General features: G+C 30.9%; 17 protein-coding genes. 11 read left to right on the plus strand and 6 right to left on the minus strand.

Annotated features, from left to right (window positions below; translation table 11 throughout):
• Nucleotides 1-4 precede the first annotated feature (4 nt).
• Nucleotides 5-472 (minus strand): Lrp/AsnC ligand binding domain-containing protein, encoded by a 468-nt coding sequence (locus M2651_RS08805; protein WP_252131980.1) that lies wholly within the window; start codon nucleotides 470-472, stop codon nucleotides 5-7.
• A 211-nt stretch (nucleotides 473-683) separates the two neighbouring features.
• Between M2651_RS08805 and M2651_RS08810 the strand changes: the two genes are divergently transcribed.
• Complete coding sequence (locus M2651_RS08810; RefSeq protein ID WP_252131981.1) at nucleotides 684-1,076, plus strand: hypothetical protein; 393 nt, start codon at nucleotides 684-686, stop codon at nucleotides 1,074-1,076.
• 152 nt (nucleotides 1,077-1,228) lie between these two features.
• Here the strand turns inward: M2651_RS08810 and M2651_RS08815 are convergent, their stop codons facing one another.
• Nucleotides 1,229-4,258 (minus strand): vitamin B12-dependent ribonucleotide reductase, encoded by a 3,030-nt coding sequence (locus tag M2651_RS08815; protein WP_252131982.1) that lies wholly within the window; start codon nucleotides 4,256-4,258, stop codon nucleotides 1,229-1,231.
• A 373-nt stretch (nucleotides 4,259-4,631) separates the two neighbouring features.
• Between M2651_RS08815 and M2651_RS08820 the strand changes: the two genes are divergently transcribed.
• Nucleotides 4,632-4,838: a DUF350 domain-containing protein gene (locus M2651_RS08820; protein WP_252131983.1), complete on the plus strand. Its 207-nt coding sequence runs from the start codon at nucleotides 4,632-4,634 to the stop codon at nucleotides 4,836-4,838.
• A gap of 119 nt (nucleotides 4,839-4,957) precedes the next feature.
• Complete coding sequence (locus M2651_RS08825) at nucleotides 4,958-5,455, plus strand: GAF domain-containing protein (protein ID WP_252131984.1); 498 nt, start codon at nucleotides 4,958-4,960, stop codon at nucleotides 5,453-5,455.
• A 67-nt stretch (nucleotides 5,456-5,522) separates the two neighbouring features.
• Here the strand turns inward: M2651_RS08825 and M2651_RS08830 are convergent, their stop codons facing one another.
• Nucleotides 5,523-8,192: a calcium-transporting P-type ATPase, PMR1-type gene (locus tag M2651_RS08830; RefSeq protein WP_252131985.1), complete on the minus strand. Its 2,670-nt coding sequence runs from the start codon at nucleotides 8,190-8,192 to the stop codon at nucleotides 5,523-5,525.
• Nucleotides 8,193-8,576: 384 nt separating this feature from the next.
• Between M2651_RS08830 and M2651_RS08835 the strand changes: the two genes are divergently transcribed.
• Entirely contained in the window at nucleotides 8,577-8,855 is a 279-nt protein-coding gene (locus M2651_RS08835; RefSeq protein ID WP_252131986.1) for a hypothetical protein, read from the plus strand.
• 120 nt (nucleotides 8,856-8,975) lie between these two features.
• Nucleotides 8,976-9,401, plus strand: coding sequence for a YaaR family protein (locus M2651_RS08840; RefSeq protein ID WP_252131987.1), 426 nt, complete (start codon nucleotides 8,976-8,978; stop codon nucleotides 9,399-9,401).
• A 26-nt stretch (nucleotides 9,402-9,427) separates the two neighbouring features.
• Here the strand turns inward: M2651_RS08840 and M2651_RS08845 are convergent, their stop codons facing one another.
• The gene (locus tag M2651_RS08845; RefSeq protein WP_252131988.1) at nucleotides 9,428-11,332 is read right to left on the minus strand and encodes an NAD(+) synthase; all 1,905 of its coding nucleotides are present in this window, start codon (nucleotides 11,330-11,332) and stop codon (nucleotides 9,428-9,430) included.
• A gap of 407 nt (nucleotides 11,333-11,739) precedes the next feature.
• On the opposite strand from M2651_RS08845, the gene M2651_RS08850 reads away from it, so the two are divergent.
• From M2651_RS08850 to M2651_RS08865, 4 genes are all read left to right on the plus strand, one after another.
• Entirely contained in the window at nucleotides 11,740-12,195 is a 456-nt protein-coding gene (locus M2651_RS08850; RefSeq protein WP_252131989.1) for an NfeD family protein, read from the plus strand.
• Nucleotides 12,195-13,136, plus strand: coding sequence for an SPFH domain-containing protein (locus M2651_RS08855; protein WP_252131990.1), 942 nt, complete (start codon nucleotides 12,195-12,197; stop codon nucleotides 13,134-13,136). The genes M2651_RS08850 and M2651_RS08855 overlap by 1 nt, the downstream gene beginning before the upstream one ends.
• Nucleotides 13,137-13,318: 182 nt before the next feature.
• Nucleotides 13,319-13,735: an EamA family transporter gene (locus tag M2651_RS08860; RefSeq protein WP_252131991.1), complete on the plus strand. Its 417-nt coding sequence runs from the start codon at nucleotides 13,319-13,321 to the stop codon at nucleotides 13,733-13,735.
• 176 nt (nucleotides 13,736-13,911) lie between these two features.
• Nucleotides 13,912-15,363, plus strand: coding sequence for a spore germination protein (locus M2651_RS08865; RefSeq protein ID WP_252131992.1), 1,452 nt, complete (start codon nucleotides 13,912-13,914; stop codon nucleotides 15,361-15,363).
• 75 nt (nucleotides 15,364-15,438) lie between these two features.
• Here the strand turns inward: M2651_RS08865 and M2651_RS08870 are convergent, their stop codons facing one another.
• Nucleotides 15,439-15,729: a 5-fold beta-flower protein gene (locus M2651_RS08870; protein WP_252131993.1), complete on the minus strand. Its 291-nt coding sequence runs from the start codon at nucleotides 15,727-15,729 to the stop codon at nucleotides 15,439-15,441.
• 310 nt (nucleotides 15,730-16,039) lie between these two features.
• On the opposite strand from M2651_RS08870, the gene M2651_RS08875 reads away from it, so the two are divergent.
• The gene (locus tag M2651_RS08875; RefSeq protein ID WP_252131994.1) at nucleotides 16,040-17,383 is read left to right on the plus strand and encodes a glycosyltransferase family 4 protein; all 1,344 of its coding nucleotides are present in this window, start codon (nucleotides 16,040-16,042) and stop codon (nucleotides 17,381-17,383) included.
• 85 nt (nucleotides 17,384-17,468) lie between these two features.
• On the plus strand, nucleotides 17,469-19,928 hold the full coding sequence (locus tag M2651_RS08880) for a sugar phosphate nucleotidyltransferase (RefSeq protein ID WP_252131995.1): 2,460 nt from the start codon (nucleotides 17,469-17,471) through the stop codon (nucleotides 19,926-19,928).
• 58 nt (nucleotides 19,929-19,986) lie between these two features.
• Here the strand turns inward: M2651_RS08880 and M2651_RS08885 are convergent, their stop codons facing one another.
• A complete protein-coding gene (locus tag M2651_RS08885) occupies nucleotides 19,987-20,514 on the minus strand; it encodes a 2'-5' RNA ligase family protein (RefSeq protein ID WP_252131996.1) in 528 nt (175 codons plus the stop codon).
• Nucleotides 20,515-20,559 lie beyond the last annotated feature (45 nt).

Here is a 20,559-nt window from a genome sequence, read left to right on the forward strand (position 1 = left end):
TTCTTTACAATTGGATGTTTCTATCTATTGGCTGAAGAAGTGATATAAACACATTAGTTCCTTGAATTCCATCTATAGCTTGAAGTTTATTCATAAGCAAATCTTGAAGATGAGAAATATTTTTACATATAACTTTAATAAATATGGAAAACTGCCCTGTTGTATAATGAAGTTCAACAACTTCTTTTATTTTTTTTATCTCCTCTAATACAGAAGGGTAAGAGGATGATTTATCCAGATTAATACCCACAAAGCAACATATATCATAGCCAAGTTTTGAATTATCCACAACAATCTTAGTTCCTTTTATTATTCCCATATCCTCCATTTTTTTCATTCTTACATGGATTGTACCGCCGCTTACATGACAATGTCTTGCAATTTCAAGATAAGGAGTTCTTGAATCATTAAAAAGTATACTAAGTATTTGAATATCTAAATCGTCTAATTGAAGGTTACTAGTCGTATCCATAATAAGCCTCCTATATAAAAATAAAGTATTAAAAACATATTTTATATTATATCAGTAAAATCAGTTTCTGACAATTTTGTAACAATAGAAAGTTTAAATTTATTTAAACTTTCTAAATAAACCATATAATCTTCATATTTATAAATAGTTGATATATTTATAAAAATATATCATAATATTATAGAGAAGTATTTTATAGAGGAGGAATGAAATGAACTGGATAAAGTTAATTTTACAATTTGTAGCCTTTGCTGTAATTATTTTGGTAGTTTATAATATTTTAAAGTATTATCTATTATCAAAAATTAAGATTAACAAATGGATTGTTTTTGCAATAGCATTTGTTATATTTATTATATCAAATTTCTTAGGAGCATTTTTAAATATAGATGTACAGAATAATCCAGTATGGATATATGGTTCATCAGGAATATTTATTATTTTTTTCTTATGGTTTGTAGACCTGAGCGGATGGAACAATAAAACGAGAAAAAACGCTTCAGCTTCAAGTACATATACTGGCTATGGGAAGAAAGATAAGAAAAAAGATATAGTAATAAAACCTAAGGCAAAACCAAACAGAGTTAAAAATAAAAATAATTAAAAACAAGAGTGTAAAAGCATACTAAGCTTTTCACTCTTGTTTTTAATATTATTAGATAATATAAAATGCCTGTTGCCACCACACATTCTATATTAATAGTCCCTATTTATATTTTAGACATTTATTTACTGTTTAGACAACTAGTAAAAAAATTAACTACATCCAGTAGTAGAGCCGCAGTCAAGGCAAACTTTGCAAGTACCATTTCTTATCATTCTTGTTCCAGAACAGTTAGGGCAAGTCTCTCCATAAAGCTTTTCTCCTTCTGTTTCATGTTTATGAGGGATTAAAGGTTCTGTATATGCTGCTTCACTGATTGCATTGTTCGCAGGATGCAGAGAAAAAGGGCTTTTTTCTTTTGTTATGTTTTCGTAATCTTCTGGTTTAACCTGACATCTGGAATAATCTCCAAGTTCTATATCAATAATTTTACTTATTAAATCAGAAATTGAGGTTACATATTTTATATAAGGATGTTTTTGTACGAAACCATAAGGTTCATATTTTTGACCTCTTAACATTCTTGCAATATCCTTTGGTGGAACATGGTACTGAAGCATAACAGATATAGACTTTGATAGAGAATTTAAAAGTCCTGTAATAATAGTACCTTCTCTATCTGTTGTAATATAGATTTCAGATATTTCTCCATTTTCACGCCTGTTAACTGTTGTATAAATTTTAACATCTTCTATTTGAGCAGGGTGAGTTGTACCATATCTTATTCCAACAGGTTTATCGCGTTTTGAATAATGTCTTTCTGCTTGAAGCTCTTTTGCTTTTTTAAGAAGTTGTGCATAAGTTAGGTTTTCAAGATTTACTTCATCTGATTCGGACATTAATGCAGTATTTAAAGGCTGTGCTGCTTTTGAAGAATCTCTATATAAAGTTATTCCTTTTATACCAAGCTCCCAGGAAGTTAATACTACTTCTTTAAAATCATTTACTGTTGCATTTTTAGGTAAATTCACAGTTTTAGATACAGCACCTGAAATTAAAGGCGTAATTGCAGCTACCATAAGCACATGTCCCATTGGCTTGATGTATCTTGTACCGCTTCCGCATTTATTTGCTGTGTCAAAAATAGGAAGATGTTCATTTTTAAGGTGAGGAGCACCTTCAATTTTACCGTCTAATATTTTTTCATACTCATAGCCGTTTTCTACAACTTTTTCTTTTCTAAGTACGTAACTTAATATATCTTCAATCTGTTCTTTTGTATATCCTAAATTTTCAAGAGACATTTCTATAACAGGATTTACAACAGTCATAAAACCGCCGCCCACAAGTTTCTTATATACTATATGGCTGAAGAATGGTTCAATGGACGTAGCAGAACAATCCATAGCAAAAGAAATGGTGCCAGTAGGAGCTATTACTGTTACTTGAGCATTTCTATAGCCGTATTTTTCACCATACTCTAAAGCATTTTTCCACACAGCTTTAACTCTTTGGCTTAAATAACCTAAATTTAGTTGTAGGAGAAGCTCATGGTTTATTTTAACAGGTTCATAATTTAAATTTTCATAAGAAGTAGTTAATGCTCCTGCAACTCTAGCATGATTTCTTATAACTCTTAACATATACTCTTTATTTATATCGTATTTCTTAAAAGCGCCTATCTTCTCTGCCATTAAAGAAGAAACGTAGTAGGAGTGTCCTGTCATTATTCCTATAAGAGAAGAAGCTAAAGCTCTGCTTTCTTCTGAATCATAAGGGTAGCCCATTACCATAAATAGTGCAGCTAAGTTTGAAATTCCAAGTCCTGTAGTTCTAAACATGTAAGTTTTTCTTGCTATATCTTCAGTTGGATATTGTCCCCAATGTATAGAAGCTTCCAGTGCTAGCTGAACAAGGCCAATAAAATGAATATAGCCTTCTATGTCAAAGCTTTTATCGCTATGATTATAAAATTTAAATATATTTATTGAAGCCAGGTTACAAGAGGAATCGTCTAAGAAAGCATATTCTCCGCAAGGGTTCGTAGAATTAATTCTATTATAAGGTGCATTGTATATACCATCTTCTCCAGCTGGGCAGGTATGCCATGCATTAAAGGTGTCATCGAACTGTGGTGCAGGATCTGCACATTTCCATGCAGAATCATTAAAGGCATCCCAAAGTTCACTAACTTTTATAGTGCTGTCAAATTTACTGTCAATTCTTCCTTTTAGTTCAATCTTTTCGTTTGGATTTGTATGTAGATTTTTAACTTTTGTCATAAATTCGTCAGAGAATCGTACAGAATTATTGCTGTTTTGTCCTGAAACGGTTTCATAAGCTTCTCCGTCTATGTCTGTATCGTAGCCCATTTTACCAAGAGCTCTCACTTTGTCTTCTTCTTTAGCTTTCCAGGTTATAAAATCTAAAATCTCAGGATGATTTACATTTAAGCATACCATTTTCGCAGCACGCCTTGTTGTGCCTCCAGATTTTATTGCGCCTGCATTTCGATCAAGTCCTTTCAGAAAGCTCATAAGTCCAGAGGATACACCGCCTCCTGAAAGTTTCTCTCCTTTAGCTCTAAGTGAAGAAAAGTTTGTTCCTGTTCCTGAACCACCTTTAAATAGTTTAGTTTCTGTAACGAATTGTTCTGATATAGAATGAGGCCCCAGAAGCTTATCTTCTATAGATACTATGAAACAAGCAGAAGCTTGAGTTCTTGAATAGTTATCTTCACATTCAACAACTTTTTCTAAAGTTTCATTGTAATAGAAATTTCCTTGCTTATTGCCTTTAATATTATAGGATTGAGCAAGGCCGGTATTAAACCATTGAGGCGAATTTGGAGCGTACATTTGATTTAAAAGTCCAAATACCATTTCATCATAAAAAATGCTTCTTTCTTCTTCTGAATCTATAATTCCTTCATCTATAAGAGCTTCTGTCCAAAAGTTTACTAATCTATGAGCTACCATCTTCATGCTGTTTTCATAACCTAAACCGTTTGGAATTCCTGCTCTTCTAAAATATTTAGAAGCTATGATATTACATGCATTTTGAGAGTAGTGTTCAGGAAACTCTAAGTTTTTCATGTCAACAATAACTTTTGAAGTTTTGTAATCTTGCAAAAAAACATCTACTGTTTTCCAGTTGAATAAATCATATACTGTTTTGTTTTTATCATTTTCTAATTCTTTAGTATATACTCTTTTAAAGAGAGTTTTTATAGTATTTTCCACGTCTATACCTCCAATAACATACAACACTATCTATATATAGTATTATATTCAAATTTAACCACTATATGTGGTGTTACGAAAAATATTATATGATATTTTTCCATGTAATTCAATGATTTTATTTTCAGCTAAATTATTGACAATATATAAAGTTTGTGATAATGACTTTTTAGTAATAATAAATATAATTTAAGCTTATATAGGAAGTTAAGGTACTTTAAAAAAATAAGCTGAAAATTAAATAGAACTTAGCAAAAAATACAACCTTTAATTGTATATAAAAAACTTGAATAAATCCCAATTCTATGAAATAATTATTATAAATAGGTTTTTTAATAAAATATTTATTATTGTGTAAGTGAGGAGGTAAACTGTGGAAATATTGACTAATTTAGGACTCAGTGTATTGTTTGGAATTGTTGGAATATTAATTATGGCAATTGGCTATGTAATATTTGATAAAATGATCCCTTTAGACTTTAATAAGGAACTGGAAAAAGGGAATTTGTCAGTAGGTGTACTTATAGCAGGCTTATTAATAGGAATTGCAATAATTGTATCCAGGGTTGTAGCAGCATAGTCGTTTAAAGAAACCTTTGCTTACTTAATGAGTAAAGGTTTCTTTGTGTATTAAAGCAGTATTTGATATAATAATTTACAAAATAATATTTATTGTTTAAACAAAGGAGGGTTTATATTATGTTTAAGTTAGATGTTTTAAACAAGATGTCAGTTGAAGAAAAATATAAATATATGTTAATTTTCATAGAAGATCAGTGCAGCTATGAAAAGAATGCTCTTGCAAATTTAAGTAATGCTAGTGCTATTATAAATGCATGTATAGATAGATTAAACTGGGCTGGTTTTTATATAATGAGAGATGATGAACTGGTACTTGGTCCTTTTCAAGGTATGCCAGCCTGCAATAGAATTAGAATAGGAAAGGGAGTTTGTGGAACAGCGGTTGCAGAAAGAAAGGTATTGAGAGTTGCAAACGTTCATGATTTTCCAGGACATATTGCCTGTGATTCTGCTTCAAATTCTGAACTTGTAATTCCAATAATTAAAAACGATAAAGTTTATGGAGTATTGGATTTAGACAGCCCAGAGCTGGATCGCTTTACTGAGCTTGAGGAAACTTACTTAGTAAAGTGTGTTGAAATATTAAATAAATATATTAATTGGGAAGAAGTATAAAAAGTTCTTACGATATGAGGTTAAATAATCCTTATATCGTAAGAACTTAAATTTTTAATTAAATAGTTTAATTATTAGTTTTTTTCATTCTTATAAATATCTTTGCTATCTCATTAACAATAAGTGGTACTATGGATAAAAGTCCTACAAATAACCAATCTTTTGGATTTAAGTCAAACACTTTAAATACATCTCTTAGGAATGGAACTGTAATAACAACATCCTGAAGGAATATTCCAAATAAAACAGATGCAATTAAATATTTGTTTGTAAACCAGCCAACTTGGAATATGGACTTGCTTGAGTGTCTCATATTTAATGAATGTACTAACTGAGATACACTTAGAACTACAAATGCCATAGTCTGAGCATGAGTTAAGGCTTCCTCTGAAATATTTTCAGGGAATATTGGGAATAAGGATGTAGTACCTGTGTAAACTCTTGCTCCGATAACAAAGGCAGCCAGTGTTAATAGACCAATCAATATACCATTTAGTATTAAGCTTACACCAGCACCTTCAGCAAATAAGGTTTGTTTTGGATTACGAGGCTTTTCTTCCATAACATTTGGGTCACCTGGGTCAACACCAAGTGATAGTGCAGGAAGAGTATCAGTTACTAAGTTTACCCAGAGTATGTGTATCGGTTTAAGTGGTGAAGCCCAGCCTAATAGTATTGCAAAGAATAGAGAAATAATTTCACCAGTGTTGCAGGACAATAGGAATATAATTGATTTTTTAATATTATTATATATATTTCTTCCTTCTTCTATTGCAGAAACAATAGTTTTAAAGTTGTCATCTGTTAATATCATATCAGATGCGCCTTTTGCAACATCTGTTCCTGTAATACCCATAGCAACTCCGATATCAGCAGCTTTAAGTGAAGGAGCATCATTTACTCCGTCACCGGTCATTGAAACTATATTTCCTTTTGCTTTGAAAGCTTTTACAATTTTTACTTTATGTTCAGGAGAAACTCTTGCAAATACTCTTAGATTGTCAATTCTGCTGTATAATTCTTCTTCTGAAAGCTTATCTAACTCAGCACCAAAGATTGCCTGTGATGGATCTTCAGCAATACCAAGTTCTTTAGCAATAGCAAAGGCTGTGTTTTTGTGGTCACCAGTTATCATTATAGTCTTTATACCAGATTTTTTACATAAAGCTATTGAATCTTTAACCTCAAGTCGTGGTGGATCAATCATTCCAATTAAGCCTATAAATACTAAATCAGTTTCCAAGCTGTCAATAGCCACATGAGGTGAAGATATTTTCTTGAAAGCTGCGCCTAAAACTCTAAGAGCATCGTCAGACATTGAATTTGCTTTATTCATTATGTCATTTTTAATTTCTTCAGTTAATGGCACAATCTCACCATTAACATATACATTGTTACATATTTTAAGAAGATTGTCTGTAGCACCCTTTGTAAATACATAATACTCATTATCGTATTTGTTAACAGTTGTCATAAGTTTTCTGTCTGAATCAAAAGGAATTTCATTTATTCTTTGATGTTGTTTTTCAAGCTCAGCTTTGAAAATATTAAATTTGGCTCCTGCTTCAAGCAGAGCAATCTCTGTTGGATCACCAGTTTTTGATTCTTCTGTATAAGTTGCGTCGTTGCATAATACAAGATTTTCAAGAAGTAATTTATGTTCTGGTTCATTTATATTTAATGAAGATAATTCACCAAAAGCATTATCAGCATAGAATTTAACAACTGTCATTTTATTTTGTGTCAAGGTACCCGTTTTATCAGAGCATATAATATTTACAGAACCAAGAGTTTCAACTGCAGGAAGTTTTCTAACTATAGCATGTTCCTTTATCATTCTCTGAACTCCCATAGCTAGAACAATTGTAACTATTGCAGGAAGTCCTTCTGGAATAGCAGCAACAGCAAGACTTATAGCTGTAAAGAACATTTCAAATAATGGTCTGCCTTGAAAAACTCCAACTAAGAACATGACTGCACAAATTCCAAGAGCTGCAAAGCCGAGTATTTTTCCTAGCTCAGCAAGCTTCTTTTGCAGAGGAGTTTGTTCTGAATCACCTTCTTCAAGCATTTTGGCGATTTTGCCTATTTCTGTGTCCATTCCAGTACCTACGGCTATGCCCACACCTCTGCCATAAGTAGCAAGAGTTGACATGAAGGCCATATTTTTCTGATCCCCAAGAGGAGTATTAGATGCTTCTAAAATCAGGTCTGAATTTTTGTCTACAGGTACTGATTCTCCAGTAAGAGCAGATTCTTCAATTTGAAGGTTAGCAGTTTCGATAAGTCTTAAATCGCAGGGAATATATCTTCCAGCATCAATTATGACTAGATCACCAGGAACTACTTCTTCAGAAGCAATTTCCTTTAATTCGCCATCTCTTTTAACAATAGCTTTAGGAGTTGAAAGCTTTTTTAGGGCTTCTAGAGCCTTTTCTGCCTTAGATTCTTGTATAAGTCCAACTATGGCATTAATTAGTATAACGAGAGCAATGATAATAGAATCGCTGATTTCTCCTAGTATACCAGAGATAAGAGCTGCACCTAGCAAAATGTAAATCATTGCATCGTTTAGCTGAGCAAAAAATAATTGAATTAAACTTTTGCTTTTTTTAGCTGCCAGCTTATTTTCACCATATTTAGCTAGCCTTTGTTTTGCTTCTTCAGAGGTAAGTCCTTGAAGAGCATTTGTCTGAAGTTCATTAATAACTTCGTCTTTGTTTTTTACAAACCACATAATATTCACCTCTTTCATATTATTAACAAAAATTTTTACATTATGAAATTAACAAAAAAAAGACCTTTGTCTTTTTATAAGACAAAGGTCTTGCTTCTCGTTAAGAGTTAATTATCCGGGCTTACGCCGTAATGACGAATAATTAAAAAGCTTACATGCTCCAGCTACTCCCCTTCTAGAAGATTATATCATATGGTTTTTAAAAACTCAATATATGGTAGTGTAATTTTTACTGGTTTTATGTTAATAATTAGCATATAGATTGTTGAGCATTCATATATTATATAGATAATTTACACGTTAATTAAAATATTAAAAACACTGTTTAAATTATGAGATATGTAATAAGTACGGTCTGCAGGAAGATGTTAAGGAGGAAATGTTGTGAGAGAAAATTATGATTTAGTTGAAGATGTGAGAGATAACAAAAATAATTTTTTATTTATTAAGGCATTTTCAAGGATTGTTATAGCAGCACTGATTTTTGTTATGCTTTGTGGTATATGTTTTAATATAGTATACAGTTATATGTTTGAAAAAATAAAAATAGCAGAAGAAAATTCTAAACTGGAGGCAAATGAAAACAGAAAATCTTATTTAGTTGAACAAAAGCTTATAAAATATTTACAAAATAAAGAAAATAATGATATAAACAAAGAATAGAGTTTGGGTATAGGTTTTAATTATGAAAATAGTAAGCATAATAAAAATTTAGTTCTTTATATTTTTATGTTATATCCGATATAATAATTATAAAATAATTATTGTTCTAGGGGTGAGGATTTGGAAATATCCAGAGTAAAAAGGAATACACCAATTGTTTCTGAGGATAAAAAAGGTATTGGAGCAAAGAAGGACTTCTCACAAAGTTTTAACTTTGCAAGAGACAGAAAAAATGAAGAACAGCTTAAGCATATGATTGAGGACATAAAGAAAAAAGGTAATAGACTTGCTATTACAAAATGTTATTCAGATGTATATTCCTATAAAAAATCTATTCAGGAATATTTAAAATCTATATTGTCTTATATGTATGATGTAAAAAAGGATATAAGTTTTTGGCAGACACAGTATTTTATGACGGTGGATGTTATCGATGAAAAGCTTAGAGAGCTTACAGAGCTGCTTCTTTCAGAGGAGAAGGATAATTTTAAGATTGCAGCAACTATAGATGATATAACTGGACTTGTTGTGGATATATATAAATAAAAATAACGCTTAAGCGTTATTTTTATTTATATAAAGGAATTATAACTAGCATCTGAAGGCATTCTCCAATCTCCTCTAGGTGATAAACTAACGGTACCTACCTTTGGACCATCTGGAAGAGCAGAGCGTTTAAACTGTTGTGTAAAGAATCGTTTTGTGAATTTATCAAACCATTTTTTTATAGTATCTTCGTCATAATCTTCTTTAAAGGCTTGATTAGCTAGGAATAAAATCTTTTCACAGGAAGCTCCTTGCCTTACAAAGTAGTATAAGAAAAAGTCGTGAAGCTCGTAAGGACCTACTATATCTTCGGTTTTTTGTGATATCTCTCCATTTTTAGTTTTTGGCAGAAGTTCAGGACTTACAGGAGTATCTAAAATATCTAAAAGAATATCTGAAGTTTGTTCATCCATTTCTTTATTAGCCACATATCTTACAAGATATCTTACTAGTGTTTTAGGGATGGAGCAGTTAACAGAATACATGGACATGTGATCTCCGTTGTAGGTTGCCCAGCCAAGTGCCAGCTCCGATAAATCACCTGTTCCAACTAGTATTCCACCTTCTTTGTTAGATACGTCCATAAGTATTTGAGTTCTTTCTCTTGCCTGAACATTTTCATAGGTTACATCATGAACATCTGGATTGTGATTGATGTCTTCAAAATGCTGAAGGCATGCAGGAACTATATCAACTTCTCTTAAGTCCGTACCTAAATTTTTGCAGAGATTTACTGCATTTGTATATGTTCTGTCTGTTGTACCAAAGCCTGGCATAGTTATAGTTATTATATTTTTTCTAGGAAACTTCAGCATATCAAAGGTTTTGATTGTAACTAAAAGTGCCAGGGTAGAGTCTAGTCCTCCGGAAATACCGATAACAGCTTTTTTTAGATTTGTATGAGTGAGTCTTTTTGCCAGAGCTGAAGTTTGTATATTAAATATTTCGCTGCAGCGTTCTTCTCTTAATTTTTCATTTAAAGGAACAAAAGGATGTTTATGTATAAATCTATCAAAGCTTTTTATAGTTGTATCATCAAAGAAGAAAGAGATCTCTTTCGCTTCAATGGGTGATATCTTTGCATTATCTCTGAAGCTCACATTTCTACGTCTGTCGCTGTTTAATCTGTCTACATCAATAATTGAGGTTACAATTTGATTTTCTCTTTGAAAACGCTGGTTTTCATTTAATATACTTCCATTTTCACTGATTAATAGATGACCGCTAAATACTAAATCAGTGGAGGATTCGAATACACCAGAAGAAGCATATACATAGGAACATATGCATCTTGCACTTTGACCTTCAATAAGGCTTCGTCTATAATCAGCCTTGCTTACTATTTCGTTTGAAGCAGAAAGATTCCCAATTATATTGGCACCAGCTAAGGATAAGTAAGAGCTTGGAGGTATTGTTACCCAAATATCTTCACAGATTTCAAAGCCGAATTTAAATTCTTCGGAAGTAAATATTAGATTTGTGCCAAATGGTATGCCCTTTTGAAAGCATAAATTTACAGTCTTATCAACTAAGCCCAGACCTGGGGTAAACCATCTTTTCTCGTAAAACTCAGTATAGTTTGGTATATAGCTTTTAGGCACAATACCTAAGATTTTACCTTTAAATATTATATAAGCACAATTATACATACTGTTATTAAATATAAGCGGTGCCCCTATTGCTATAAGTATATCTTTGTTTTGTGAAAAGTTGCACAAATCTTCTACTGCTTTTATAGCTTTTTTATAAAGTTGATTTTGGAGAAAAAGATCTCCGCAAGTATAGGAAGTGATGCATAGTTCAGGAAAAACAATAAGTTTTGAATTTAGTTTTAATGCGTTTTCAATACAAATTTTTATATTTTCTAAATTAAATTCTACATCAGCTACCTTTGTTAAAGGACAAGCAGCTGTAACTTTTATAAAATTCATGTATTTCACTCCAATTCATCTACAGTGCTCAGTTTATATATTTTTCAAAATCACTATTATTATACCATTTATAGTTAAGTATAGATATCTAATTTTTAAATTTTATATTTTTATTTAGTAAAACAAAAATATATCTATTTTAAAGAAAAAAGAAGCTAGAATGAGAATAATTGTTTTAGGTATTTTTAATTATAAAAAAGGTTAAAAAATAACTTATAACAGTGTTATACTAAACTTTAAAAATTCGTTTTTAAGTTGTACTATATAACTGTGGAAAAACAATATAAATAATAATAGAGAATTAAAAAAACATGTTAATTTAATTTTATCTGTTATATAATTTAAGTTAGAGGTCAAGAGGGTGAAAATGCTTATGTTCAGAAAAATGAATACAAGGGGGGAGTGTAATGGGTTCTTTAATGCTATGGATAATTATTTCTGTTTTAGCTTTAGTTATAGATATAGCTACTAGTGCTTTTTTGTTTTTGTGGTTTACAGTTGGAGGTATTGCAGCTATAATTGCATTAATTTTTAATGCCTCTATAGGAGTGCAGATAATAACCTTTATTGCTGTCAGTGCAATTTCTATGGCTGTAGGATATCCAATGATGAAAAATACACTTAAAGGCACAGTTAAGAAAACAGCAACTATGGAAGAAAGCTATGTGGGAAGAGAATTAACTGTAGATGAAGATTTAGTTGAAAAAGCAATGGTAAAATTAGACGGTATTTATTGGACTATAAAAAATATCGGAGATCCTGTTAAAAAAGGTGACAGGATAATAATTACAGGTATTGAAGGCAACAAGCTTACAGTAAAAAAATATGTTAAAGAATTAAAAATAGAGGGGGAAAATAAATAATGAATAACGCAGGATTATTATTTTCATTTGTAATATTTCTTATTTTGCTAATTTTAGTATTGTCATCAATAAAAATTGTAAATACAGGTAGTTTATATGTAGTTGAAAGGTTAGGTCAGTTTCATAGAGTTTTAGAGCCAGGCTGGCATTTTGTGATTCCTTTTATTGACTTTGTAAGAAAAAAGATTTCAACTAAGCAGCAAATATTAGATATTGAACCACAAAATGTTATAACTAAAGATAATGTTAAGATTAGTATTGATAATGTCATATTCTATAAAGTAATGAATGCTAAAGATGCTGTTTACAATATTGAAAACTATAAATCAGGTATTGTTTATTCAACTATAACTAATATGAGGAATATAGTTGGTAACATGACTCTTGATGAGGTTTTATCTGGAAGAGATAAAATTAATTCAGATCTTCTTAAAGTTGTAGATGAAATAACTGATGCTTATGGTATAAAAATACTTTCTGTTGAAATTAAAAATATAATACCTCCAGCTGAAATACAGCAGGCAATGGAAAAGCAAATGAAGGCTGAAAGAGACAAGAGAGCAACAATACTTCAAGCAGAAGGTCAAAAGCAAAGTGAAATTGCTAGAGCAGAAGGTGAAAAGCAGGCTAAGATTCTTGCAGCTGAAGCTGAAAAGGAAGCTGCTATTAGACGGGCAGAAGGTTTGAAAGAATCTCAGCTTTTAGAGGCTGAAGGTAAAGCAAAGGCTATTGAAGCTATAGCAGAGGCACAGGCAAAGGCTATAGAACAGGTTAATAAAGCAATAATTGAGTCTGGTACAAACGAAACAGTAATAGCATTAAAGCAAATAGAAGCTTTACAGGAGATGGCTAAAAATCCTGCTAATAAGTTAATATTACCTAATGAAACGTTATCGACTTTTGGAAATATAGCAGCTATAGGAGAAATGCTAAAAAAATAATCAGGATTTCTATAAAATAATCTAATTACTTTTTGCAGGTTTTCCATTATTCCCAGCATATGTTAAAATGATGTTTTTTAGAATTGGGCAATAATCCTATGGCAGGAGCAATTTTAGAGGCAGCTGGGCTATGGAATAAATAATGAAAACTTCAAAATATAAGTAAAGGAAAGTTATAAAATATGTGGAAGCTATTTGCAATTTTATCGGCAGTATTTGCTGCTTTAACTTCAGTCCTTGCTAAAATAGGTATAAAAGGTGTGGATTCAAATCTGGCTACTGCTATTAGAACGGTTGTAATTATTGTTTTAGCATGGGGAATTGTTTTTGCCACCGGAGCGCAGAGCAGCATTATGGGTTTAACAAAACGTAACTGGATATTTTTAATTTTATCTGGATTGACTACAGGCTTATCATGGATATTTTATTATAAGGCTATAGCTCTTGGGAATGTATCCCAGGTTGCACCTATAGATAAATCAAGTATTGTTTTAACTTTAATTTTATCGTTTTTTATTTTAGGAGAACAATTTACTACAAAAACTTTAATAGCAGGAATATTAATTACTGCCGGTACATTTGTAATGATATGGAGATAACAGGTTTATAATAATGAAAACATATAATTTAAATTAGAATAATATAAAACGACTTCTTTAATTAATAATTAAGAGGTCGTTTTATATTTCAGCTTTGATTTTTAATATGGCTAGTATAAAAAACTTTTTTATACAAATAATAAAAATGTTAATGGTATTTGAAAAGGATTGAGAATATGAATAGTTCAGATAATATTAAACTAACTAAAAATATTAAAAAAAATATAGAAATTATAAAGCAAAGCCTCCCAATTGAAAAAAGTTTTGATATCATTGGCAGAGAGATAGAAATTGGACAAATAGAAGCTTATATGGTTTTTATTGATGGTTTTGCAAAAGATGATATTATGCTTAGAATTTTAGAAGTTCTTCAGCCTGTAAAAAAAGAAGATATATCAAAGGATACTATTAATACTTTAATGAAAAATAAAATAGGATATATCGAAGTAGAGAGTTTTTCACATATAAAGCAATTGACAGATTCAGTATTAGCTGGAGCAGTTGCACTAATAATTGATGGTCAAGAGGAAGGAATTATTATTGATGCAAGAGAGTATCCAGTGAGAAGTCCTGAGGAGCCTGATTTAGAAAAGGTTACAAGGGGTTCTCGAGACGGATTAGTAGAAACAATTATATTTAATACTTCTCTCATACGAAGAAGGCTTAGAGATCCTAATCTTATATTTGAGATTAATAGTGTAGGAAAACGTTCTAAAACTGATGTGGTTATTGCCTATCTAAAGGATTTAGCTGATGAGAAACTTATAAAAGAAATTAAAGATAAAATAAATAAGATAGATGTCGGAGCCTTGGTAATGGCAGAAAAAACCTTAGAAGAGTTAATAATAAAAAAACATTGGTATAATCCTCTTCCTCAGGTTAAATTTACAGAAAGGCCAGACGTTGTAGCTGCGCACCTGATGGAGGGGCATATTGCAGTCATTGTGGATACTTCTCCTAGTGTTATGCTGCTTCCTGTTACAATGTTTCATTTTACACAGCATGCAGAAGATTACTATCAAAACATAGCTGTAGGTACTTATATACGATGGGTGCGCTTTTTAGGAATGCTTTCAGCTTTTGTGATACTTCCATTATGGCTTTTATTAGTGAATAATAAGCAGTTTCTTCCAGGTTTTTTGCAGTTTCTTGGACCTAAAGAGTCTAGCAATATACCTTTATTTGTTCAATTTATTATACTTGAATTTGGACTGGATTTATTGAGGATATCATCTATTCATACTCCAAATGCACTATCTACTTCTTTAGGCATAATTGGAGGTTTGATGTTAAGTGAATTTGCTGTAAAAATAGGTTTATTTGTACCTGAGACTGTACTTTATATGGCACTTGCAGGAATAGGAACTTTTGCTACGCCAAGTGTTGAATTTGCTATGGCTATACGTATTTTTAGATTACTATTACTGATAATGACAGGGTTGTTTAATATCTATGGATTTACTGCAGCACTTATTATAATCTTTATAATTACTTATAAAACAAATTCCTTTAAGAATGGAAAGAAGTATACTTGGCCTCTTATTCCTTTCGAGTGGAAGCCTTTGTCACATATTTTATTTCGAATGCCAATTCCAAAGATAAATAACAGTAATGATAATCAGGATTAGTTTGAATATTATATAAATAAAAATAAGCTGCTGCACAGCTAAGTATTTAAATTTAGTTGTGTAGCAGCCTTTTAATTATAACAATAAAAATAATAAGGCTAAGGCTAGCAGAAAATCAAAAGCAGTATTTGTATATCCTACATAATAATTTGAAGAATTATAAATACTGTTTCCGTATAGATATCCAGCATACCCTCCATAATTATCATAAAATTTGTTATTGTTATAATAAGCTATACGGTAACCTAATCTATCATATAGAGAATTTCCATCAAAAAAACCTACCTCATTATCAAAGGCATCATATATTGTGTTTCCTTTTACATAACCTAATGTTTTCCCGTTACAGTTGTAACATTTTCTCATAAAAACCCACCTCATTCTCTTTATGTTAATAAGCTTATCAGCTTTCACTACATAATATGAAGTAGGTAAAAAAAAGTGAATTTTCTAGTAAAGCATATAAATTCAAAGTGTAGTGCTAATTACAATCTGAAGTTAAAAAAATTTAAATTAACCGTTTACATACAATCAAAATAAATGTTTTGGACTTGAAATAAAAAAACAATTGTTTATAATTGGTAATATAGTATAAATTTTAAAATATAAATTAAATTTGTAAAATTAAGATTTTGTCATTTGGTACAAGCATATACTAATATTAGGAGGAATTATTATGAAAATACTAATGTTGTCTTGGGAATATCCGCCTAAAAATATAGGAGGTATTTCAAACCATGTTTACTTTTTATCAAAAAGTTTAAAGAATTTAGGTCACGAGGTTCATGTAATTACTTGCATTGAGGGGGATGCTTCTATTTATGAAGATGATAATGGTGTTTTTGTACATAGGGTCGTTCCTTACAGCATAGACACAGAAGATTTTACAAAATGGGTTATGCATTTAAACTTTGCTATGGCTGAAGAGGCAGTAAGACTTATTAATAATACAGGTAAGTTTCATATTATTCATGTACATGATTGGCTGGCTTTATATAGTGCAAAACTATTAAAATGGTCTTATAACATACCTGTTGTATGTACAATGCATGCTACTGAACATGGCAGAAACGGTGGAATAAGAACTGATATGCAAAGATACATATCTTCTGCAGAATGGATGCTTACTTATGAAAGCTGGAAAGTAATTACCTGCAGTGAATTTATGAAGGATGAGGTAAAAAATATTTTCAATATTCCAGATGACAAGTTTTCAGTAATTCCAAATGGCATAAGCTTAGAGAATTTTAATATTGATTTTGATAGTATTGAATTTAGACGAAAATATGCATTAGATGAAGAAAAAATAATATTTTATATTGGAAGGCATGTATACGAAAAAGGAATACAGCTTTTGATTGAAGCTGCACCAGATATAATAAACAGTTATAAAGATGTTAAATTTATAATAGCAGGTAAGGGTCCTATGACTGATGAACTTATGGAGAGAACTAAACAATTAGGACTTCAGAGTAAAGTAATATTTACAGGCTATATGGATGAAGAACAAAAGAGAAAAATGTACAAGGTATCGGATCTAGCTGTTTTTCCATCGATTTACGAACCCTTTGGCATAGTTGCTTTGGAGGCAATGGCTGCCGGATGTCCTGTAGTAGTATCAGAAGTTGGGGGGCTTAAAGAAATAATAGAACATAAGGTCAATGGAATTAAAGTTTTAAATGGCTCAAAGGACAGCTTGAAAGAAAATATTATAGATGTACTTAAAGATGAAGAATTAAGAAAAGTTATAAGTAAAAACGGGTATAATCTAGCAGCAGAAAAATATACATGGGATAAAATTGCTCAAAGTACTGTAAACTTATATGAAAAAGTTAAAAATGAGGCTAAGAACAGTGAATGGGAAATTAAAGAAGAAAAACCAAAGAAAAAGAGAGCAGGCAGTACAAAAAAGAAAAAAGGTGAAGAGGAGGAAAAGAGCAAAGTTAAGAATGATAAACTAAAGGAAAAAGATGAGAAGGAAACAAAAGTAAAAAGAACAAGAAAGAAACAAATTATTTAAATTATAATGGAAAAAGGGACTACAGATAATAATTGTTCTATGAGATAAAAATAGCAGGGAATATGAGGTGGAGGGGTAGAGAATTATGAAGGCGGTTATTATGGCAGGTGGGGAAGGGAGCAGACTCAGACCGCTTACCTGCAACATTCCTAAACCAATGATGCCAATATTAGAAAAGCCAGTTATGCAGTATGCTATAGAACTTTTAAAAAAGAATGATATTACTGACATAGCAGTTACACTTCAGTATTTACCAGATGAAATAATGAATTATTTTGGGGATGGAAAAGAATTTGGAGTAAATATTAGATATTTTATTGAAAAATCTCCTTTAGGAACTGCAGGAAGTGTAAAAAATGGTGAAAATTTTTTAGACGATACTTTTATAGTAATCAGTGGAGATTCCATAACGGATATCGATATATCAAAAGCCATAGATTTCCATAAGGAAAAGGGTGCAGTTGCAACTTTAGTATTAAAAGAGGTAGCTGTACCTTTAGAATATGGAGTGGTTGTGACAGATAAAGAAGATAGAATAAAGGGATTTCTAGAAAAGCCTAGCTGGGGAGAGGTTTTTAGTGATAAGGCTAACACAGGCATATATATTTTGGAACCAGAGATATTTTCCTATTATTCCAAAGATCAAAAATTTGATTTTAGTAATGATTTATTTCCTATATTATTGCAAGAGGATAGGCCTATGTATGGGTATACAGCAAAAGGCTATTGGTGTGATATAGGAAACTTAGAACAGTATATCCATTGTCATTTTGACATATTAAAAGGATTTGTAAAAGTTAAAATAAAGGGAGAAAAATTTAAGGATGGAATATGGATAGGTGACAATTGTGAAGTTTCGCCAAATGCTAACATTGAAGCACCTGCATTTATAGGGAGTGGGTGCAAAATATATAATGGTGCAGATATTGGTGCATTTAGTGTACTAGGAAAATGTAATATTATATCAAATGGTGTTAAGATAAAAAGAAGTATTCTTCTCAATAATTGCTATGTAGGAAGTGGAGCAGAGATAAAAGGGGCTGTAGTATGTAATAATGTTCAGCTTGAGTCTAAAGCATCTATATTTGAAGATTGTGTTATTGGTGACGAAACATTAATTGGAGAGAGAACCGTAGTAAAACCAGGAGTTAGAATTTGGCCTAACAAGGATATAGAGAGAAGTACTGTGGTTAAAGAAAATATAATATGGGGTGGCAAGCTCTCACGCACATTGTTTGGTAAAAGTGGAGTTAGTGGAGAAGTTAATGTTGATATAACTCCTGAATTTGTGTGTAAATTAGGGTCAGCTTATGGTTCTTTACTAAAGAGTGAATCAAAGGTAGCTTTAAGTTGCAGTGACAGTGGGGCAGCTCAGATGCTGAAATATGCCCTTGCTACAGGACTTTTATCTATGGGAATAGAAGTATATGATTTAAAAAAAATGGCTACTCCTATGACAAGATTTATAACGTTTTTCTTTGGAATACAGGGAGCAATCCATGTTTCAATAGATAATGAAAATCCTGAAAAGGTAAATATATTATTTATGGATGCAAATGGTTGTAATATTGATAAAGCGATGGAAAGAAAAATCCAAAATAGTTTTATTAAAGAGGATTTTAGAAGAGCAAAAACTGATGCTTTCAAACGAATAATTCATCTATCTGAAACATCAGAATATTATATTAGACAAATAATAAATAGGGTAGGAGTAGATAGTATAAGAAACCAAAGATATAAGATTATTTTAAGTGTAAGAAACCCTATATTACTTTCTGTTATACAAAATATATTTTCTGAACTTAGAATAAATTTCAAGCTTTATAATGAGTTTAATGATCTTTTAGGTTTAAGTAGAGAAGTTGTGAAAAGCGAAGCAAATTTAGGGATCTACATAAAAGATGAAGGAGAATATGCTGTAATAGTTGATGAAAAAGGAAATATAGTTAAGGATAATCTTTATGAAGCTCTAAATGCATTAGTTTTTTTAAAGTCTACAAAGTTTAATACTTTAGTAGCATCTGTTACAGGTTCAGAAGTCATGGCAGAAATAGCAAAGGCTAATGGTGCAAAATTTATAAAGACAAAAACAACTCAAAAAAGTATATTAGAAAATTATATTAAAAATGAGAAAAAAATAAGTAAAAAAGAGATTACAAATTACTATTTAATGAGTTTAGATTGCGTTGCAATGTTTATCTATACATTAAATATGATGGCAGAAGCAAATATTCCTTTATCAAGTATTATGGCAAATATTCCAAAATACTACTGCAAAAGTAAGGAAATAAGCTGTCCGTGGAATTTGAAAGGAAGAGTTTTAAGAAATTTGATAGAAGAGAATAATTCTAAATCTGTGGATTTAATTGAGGGAGTTAAGTTTAATTTTGAACATAGTTGGGTACTTGTTCTTCCAGATTCAGAAGAACCGTTGTGCAGGATTTATGCAGAGTCTAATGACTTAGAAGAACTTGAGAGCTTAGTTGAGGAATTTATTAAAAGAATTCAGTTTTTAACGGAATTTTTAACGGAAGAGATGATTTAAGGTGGGTTTTTGCCCACCTAAGATTAAACCTTGTTTGCAATATCACCAAAGATAAAAATTACTTTTTTAATTCAAATTCTCTATAGGTAATCCACTTATTTTTTTCCCATAAAAGTATAGATATATTATTAAAATATGTAGAGAAATGAAACTGAAATCTGGAAACATATTGCCAGATACTTTGAAATTTATAAGAAGGAAGTTTAGAAACTACAGTACAGTGAAATACTCTTCCTTTACCTTCATTTTGTTTCCAGTCAAGCCAAGCTATATTTTTCAGTACATCAATATAATCATCATGAACCTTAACTGCATTTTTCGAAGGCTTTACATCCATATATACCACAGCATTGCCAAAATGGCCGAAATCTTCTACTAATATTTCGAAAGCCTTTGTATTCTTACAAAATTCCTCCGTAAGCTTTTCAACCTCATGTATATTTTCTGTTTCAAAGGGAGCTTTAATAGTAAAATGTGCTGGAAGTCTTTGTCTTTTTACCTGGAACTTACTGCATACATCTTCAACCAGTTTTTCATGAAACACTAAAGCTTCTCCTTTTATTAAACAAACTATTAAATATCTCATAGAAATCCTCTTTTTCATATTAATTATGTTTTATTTATAAGTATA

Origin of the sequence: Clostridium caldaquaticum (assembly GCF_023806125.1) — a bacterium.
Taxonomy (GTDB): domain Bacteria; phylum Bacillota; class Clostridia; order Clostridiales; family Clostridiaceae; genus Clostridium_AT; species Clostridium_AT caldaquaticum.

Excerpts from the sequence above, each read along its gene's own strand:
- M2651_RS08805 (WP_252131980.1), bottom strand. The coding sequence starts at position 472 with ATGGATACGACTAGTAACCTTCAATTAGACGATTTAGATATTCAAATA.
- M2651_RS08810 (WP_252131981.1), top strand. The coding sequence starts at position 684 with ATGAACTGGATAAAGTTAATTTTACAATTTGTAGCCTTTGCTGTAATT.
- M2651_RS08825 (WP_252131984.1), top strand. The coding sequence starts at position 4,958 with ATGTTTAAGTTAGATGTTTTAAACAAGATGTCAGTTGAAGAAAAATAT.
- M2651_RS08830 (WP_252131985.1), bottom strand. The coding sequence starts at position 8,192 with ATGTGGTTTGTAAAAAACAAAGACGAAGTTATTAATGAACTTCAGACA.
- M2651_RS08845 (WP_252131988.1), bottom strand. The coding sequence starts at position 11,332 with ATGAATTTTATAAAAGTTACAGCTGCTTGTCCTTTAACAAAGGTAGCT.
- M2651_RS08850 (WP_252131989.1), top strand. The coding sequence starts at position 11,740 with ATGGGTTCTTTAATGCTATGGATAATTATTTCTGTTTTAGCTTTAGTT.
- M2651_RS08855 (WP_252131990.1), top strand. The coding sequence starts at position 12,195 with ATGAATAACGCAGGATTATTATTTTCATTTGTAATATTTCTTATTTTG.
- M2651_RS08860 (WP_252131991.1), top strand. The coding sequence starts at position 13,319 with ATGTGGAAGCTATTTGCAATTTTATCGGCAGTATTTGCTGCTTTAACT.
- M2651_RS08865 (WP_252131992.1), top strand. The coding sequence starts at position 13,912 with ATGAATAGTTCAGATAATATTAAACTAACTAAAAATATTAAAAAAAAT.
- M2651_RS08870 (WP_252131993.1), bottom strand. The coding sequence starts at position 15,729 with ATGAGAAAATGTTACAACTGTAACGGGAAAACATTAGGTTATGTAAAA.
- M2651_RS08875 (WP_252131994.1), top strand. The coding sequence starts at position 16,040 with ATGAAAATACTAATGTTGTCTTGGGAATATCCGCCTAAAAATATAGGA.
- M2651_RS08880 (WP_252131995.1), top strand. The coding sequence starts at position 17,469 with ATGAAGGCGGTTATTATGGCAGGTGGGGAAGGGAGCAGACTCAGACCG.
- M2651_RS08885 (WP_252131996.1), bottom strand. The coding sequence starts at position 20,514 with ATGAGATATTTAATAGTTTGTTTAATAAAAGGAGAAGCTTTAGTGTTT.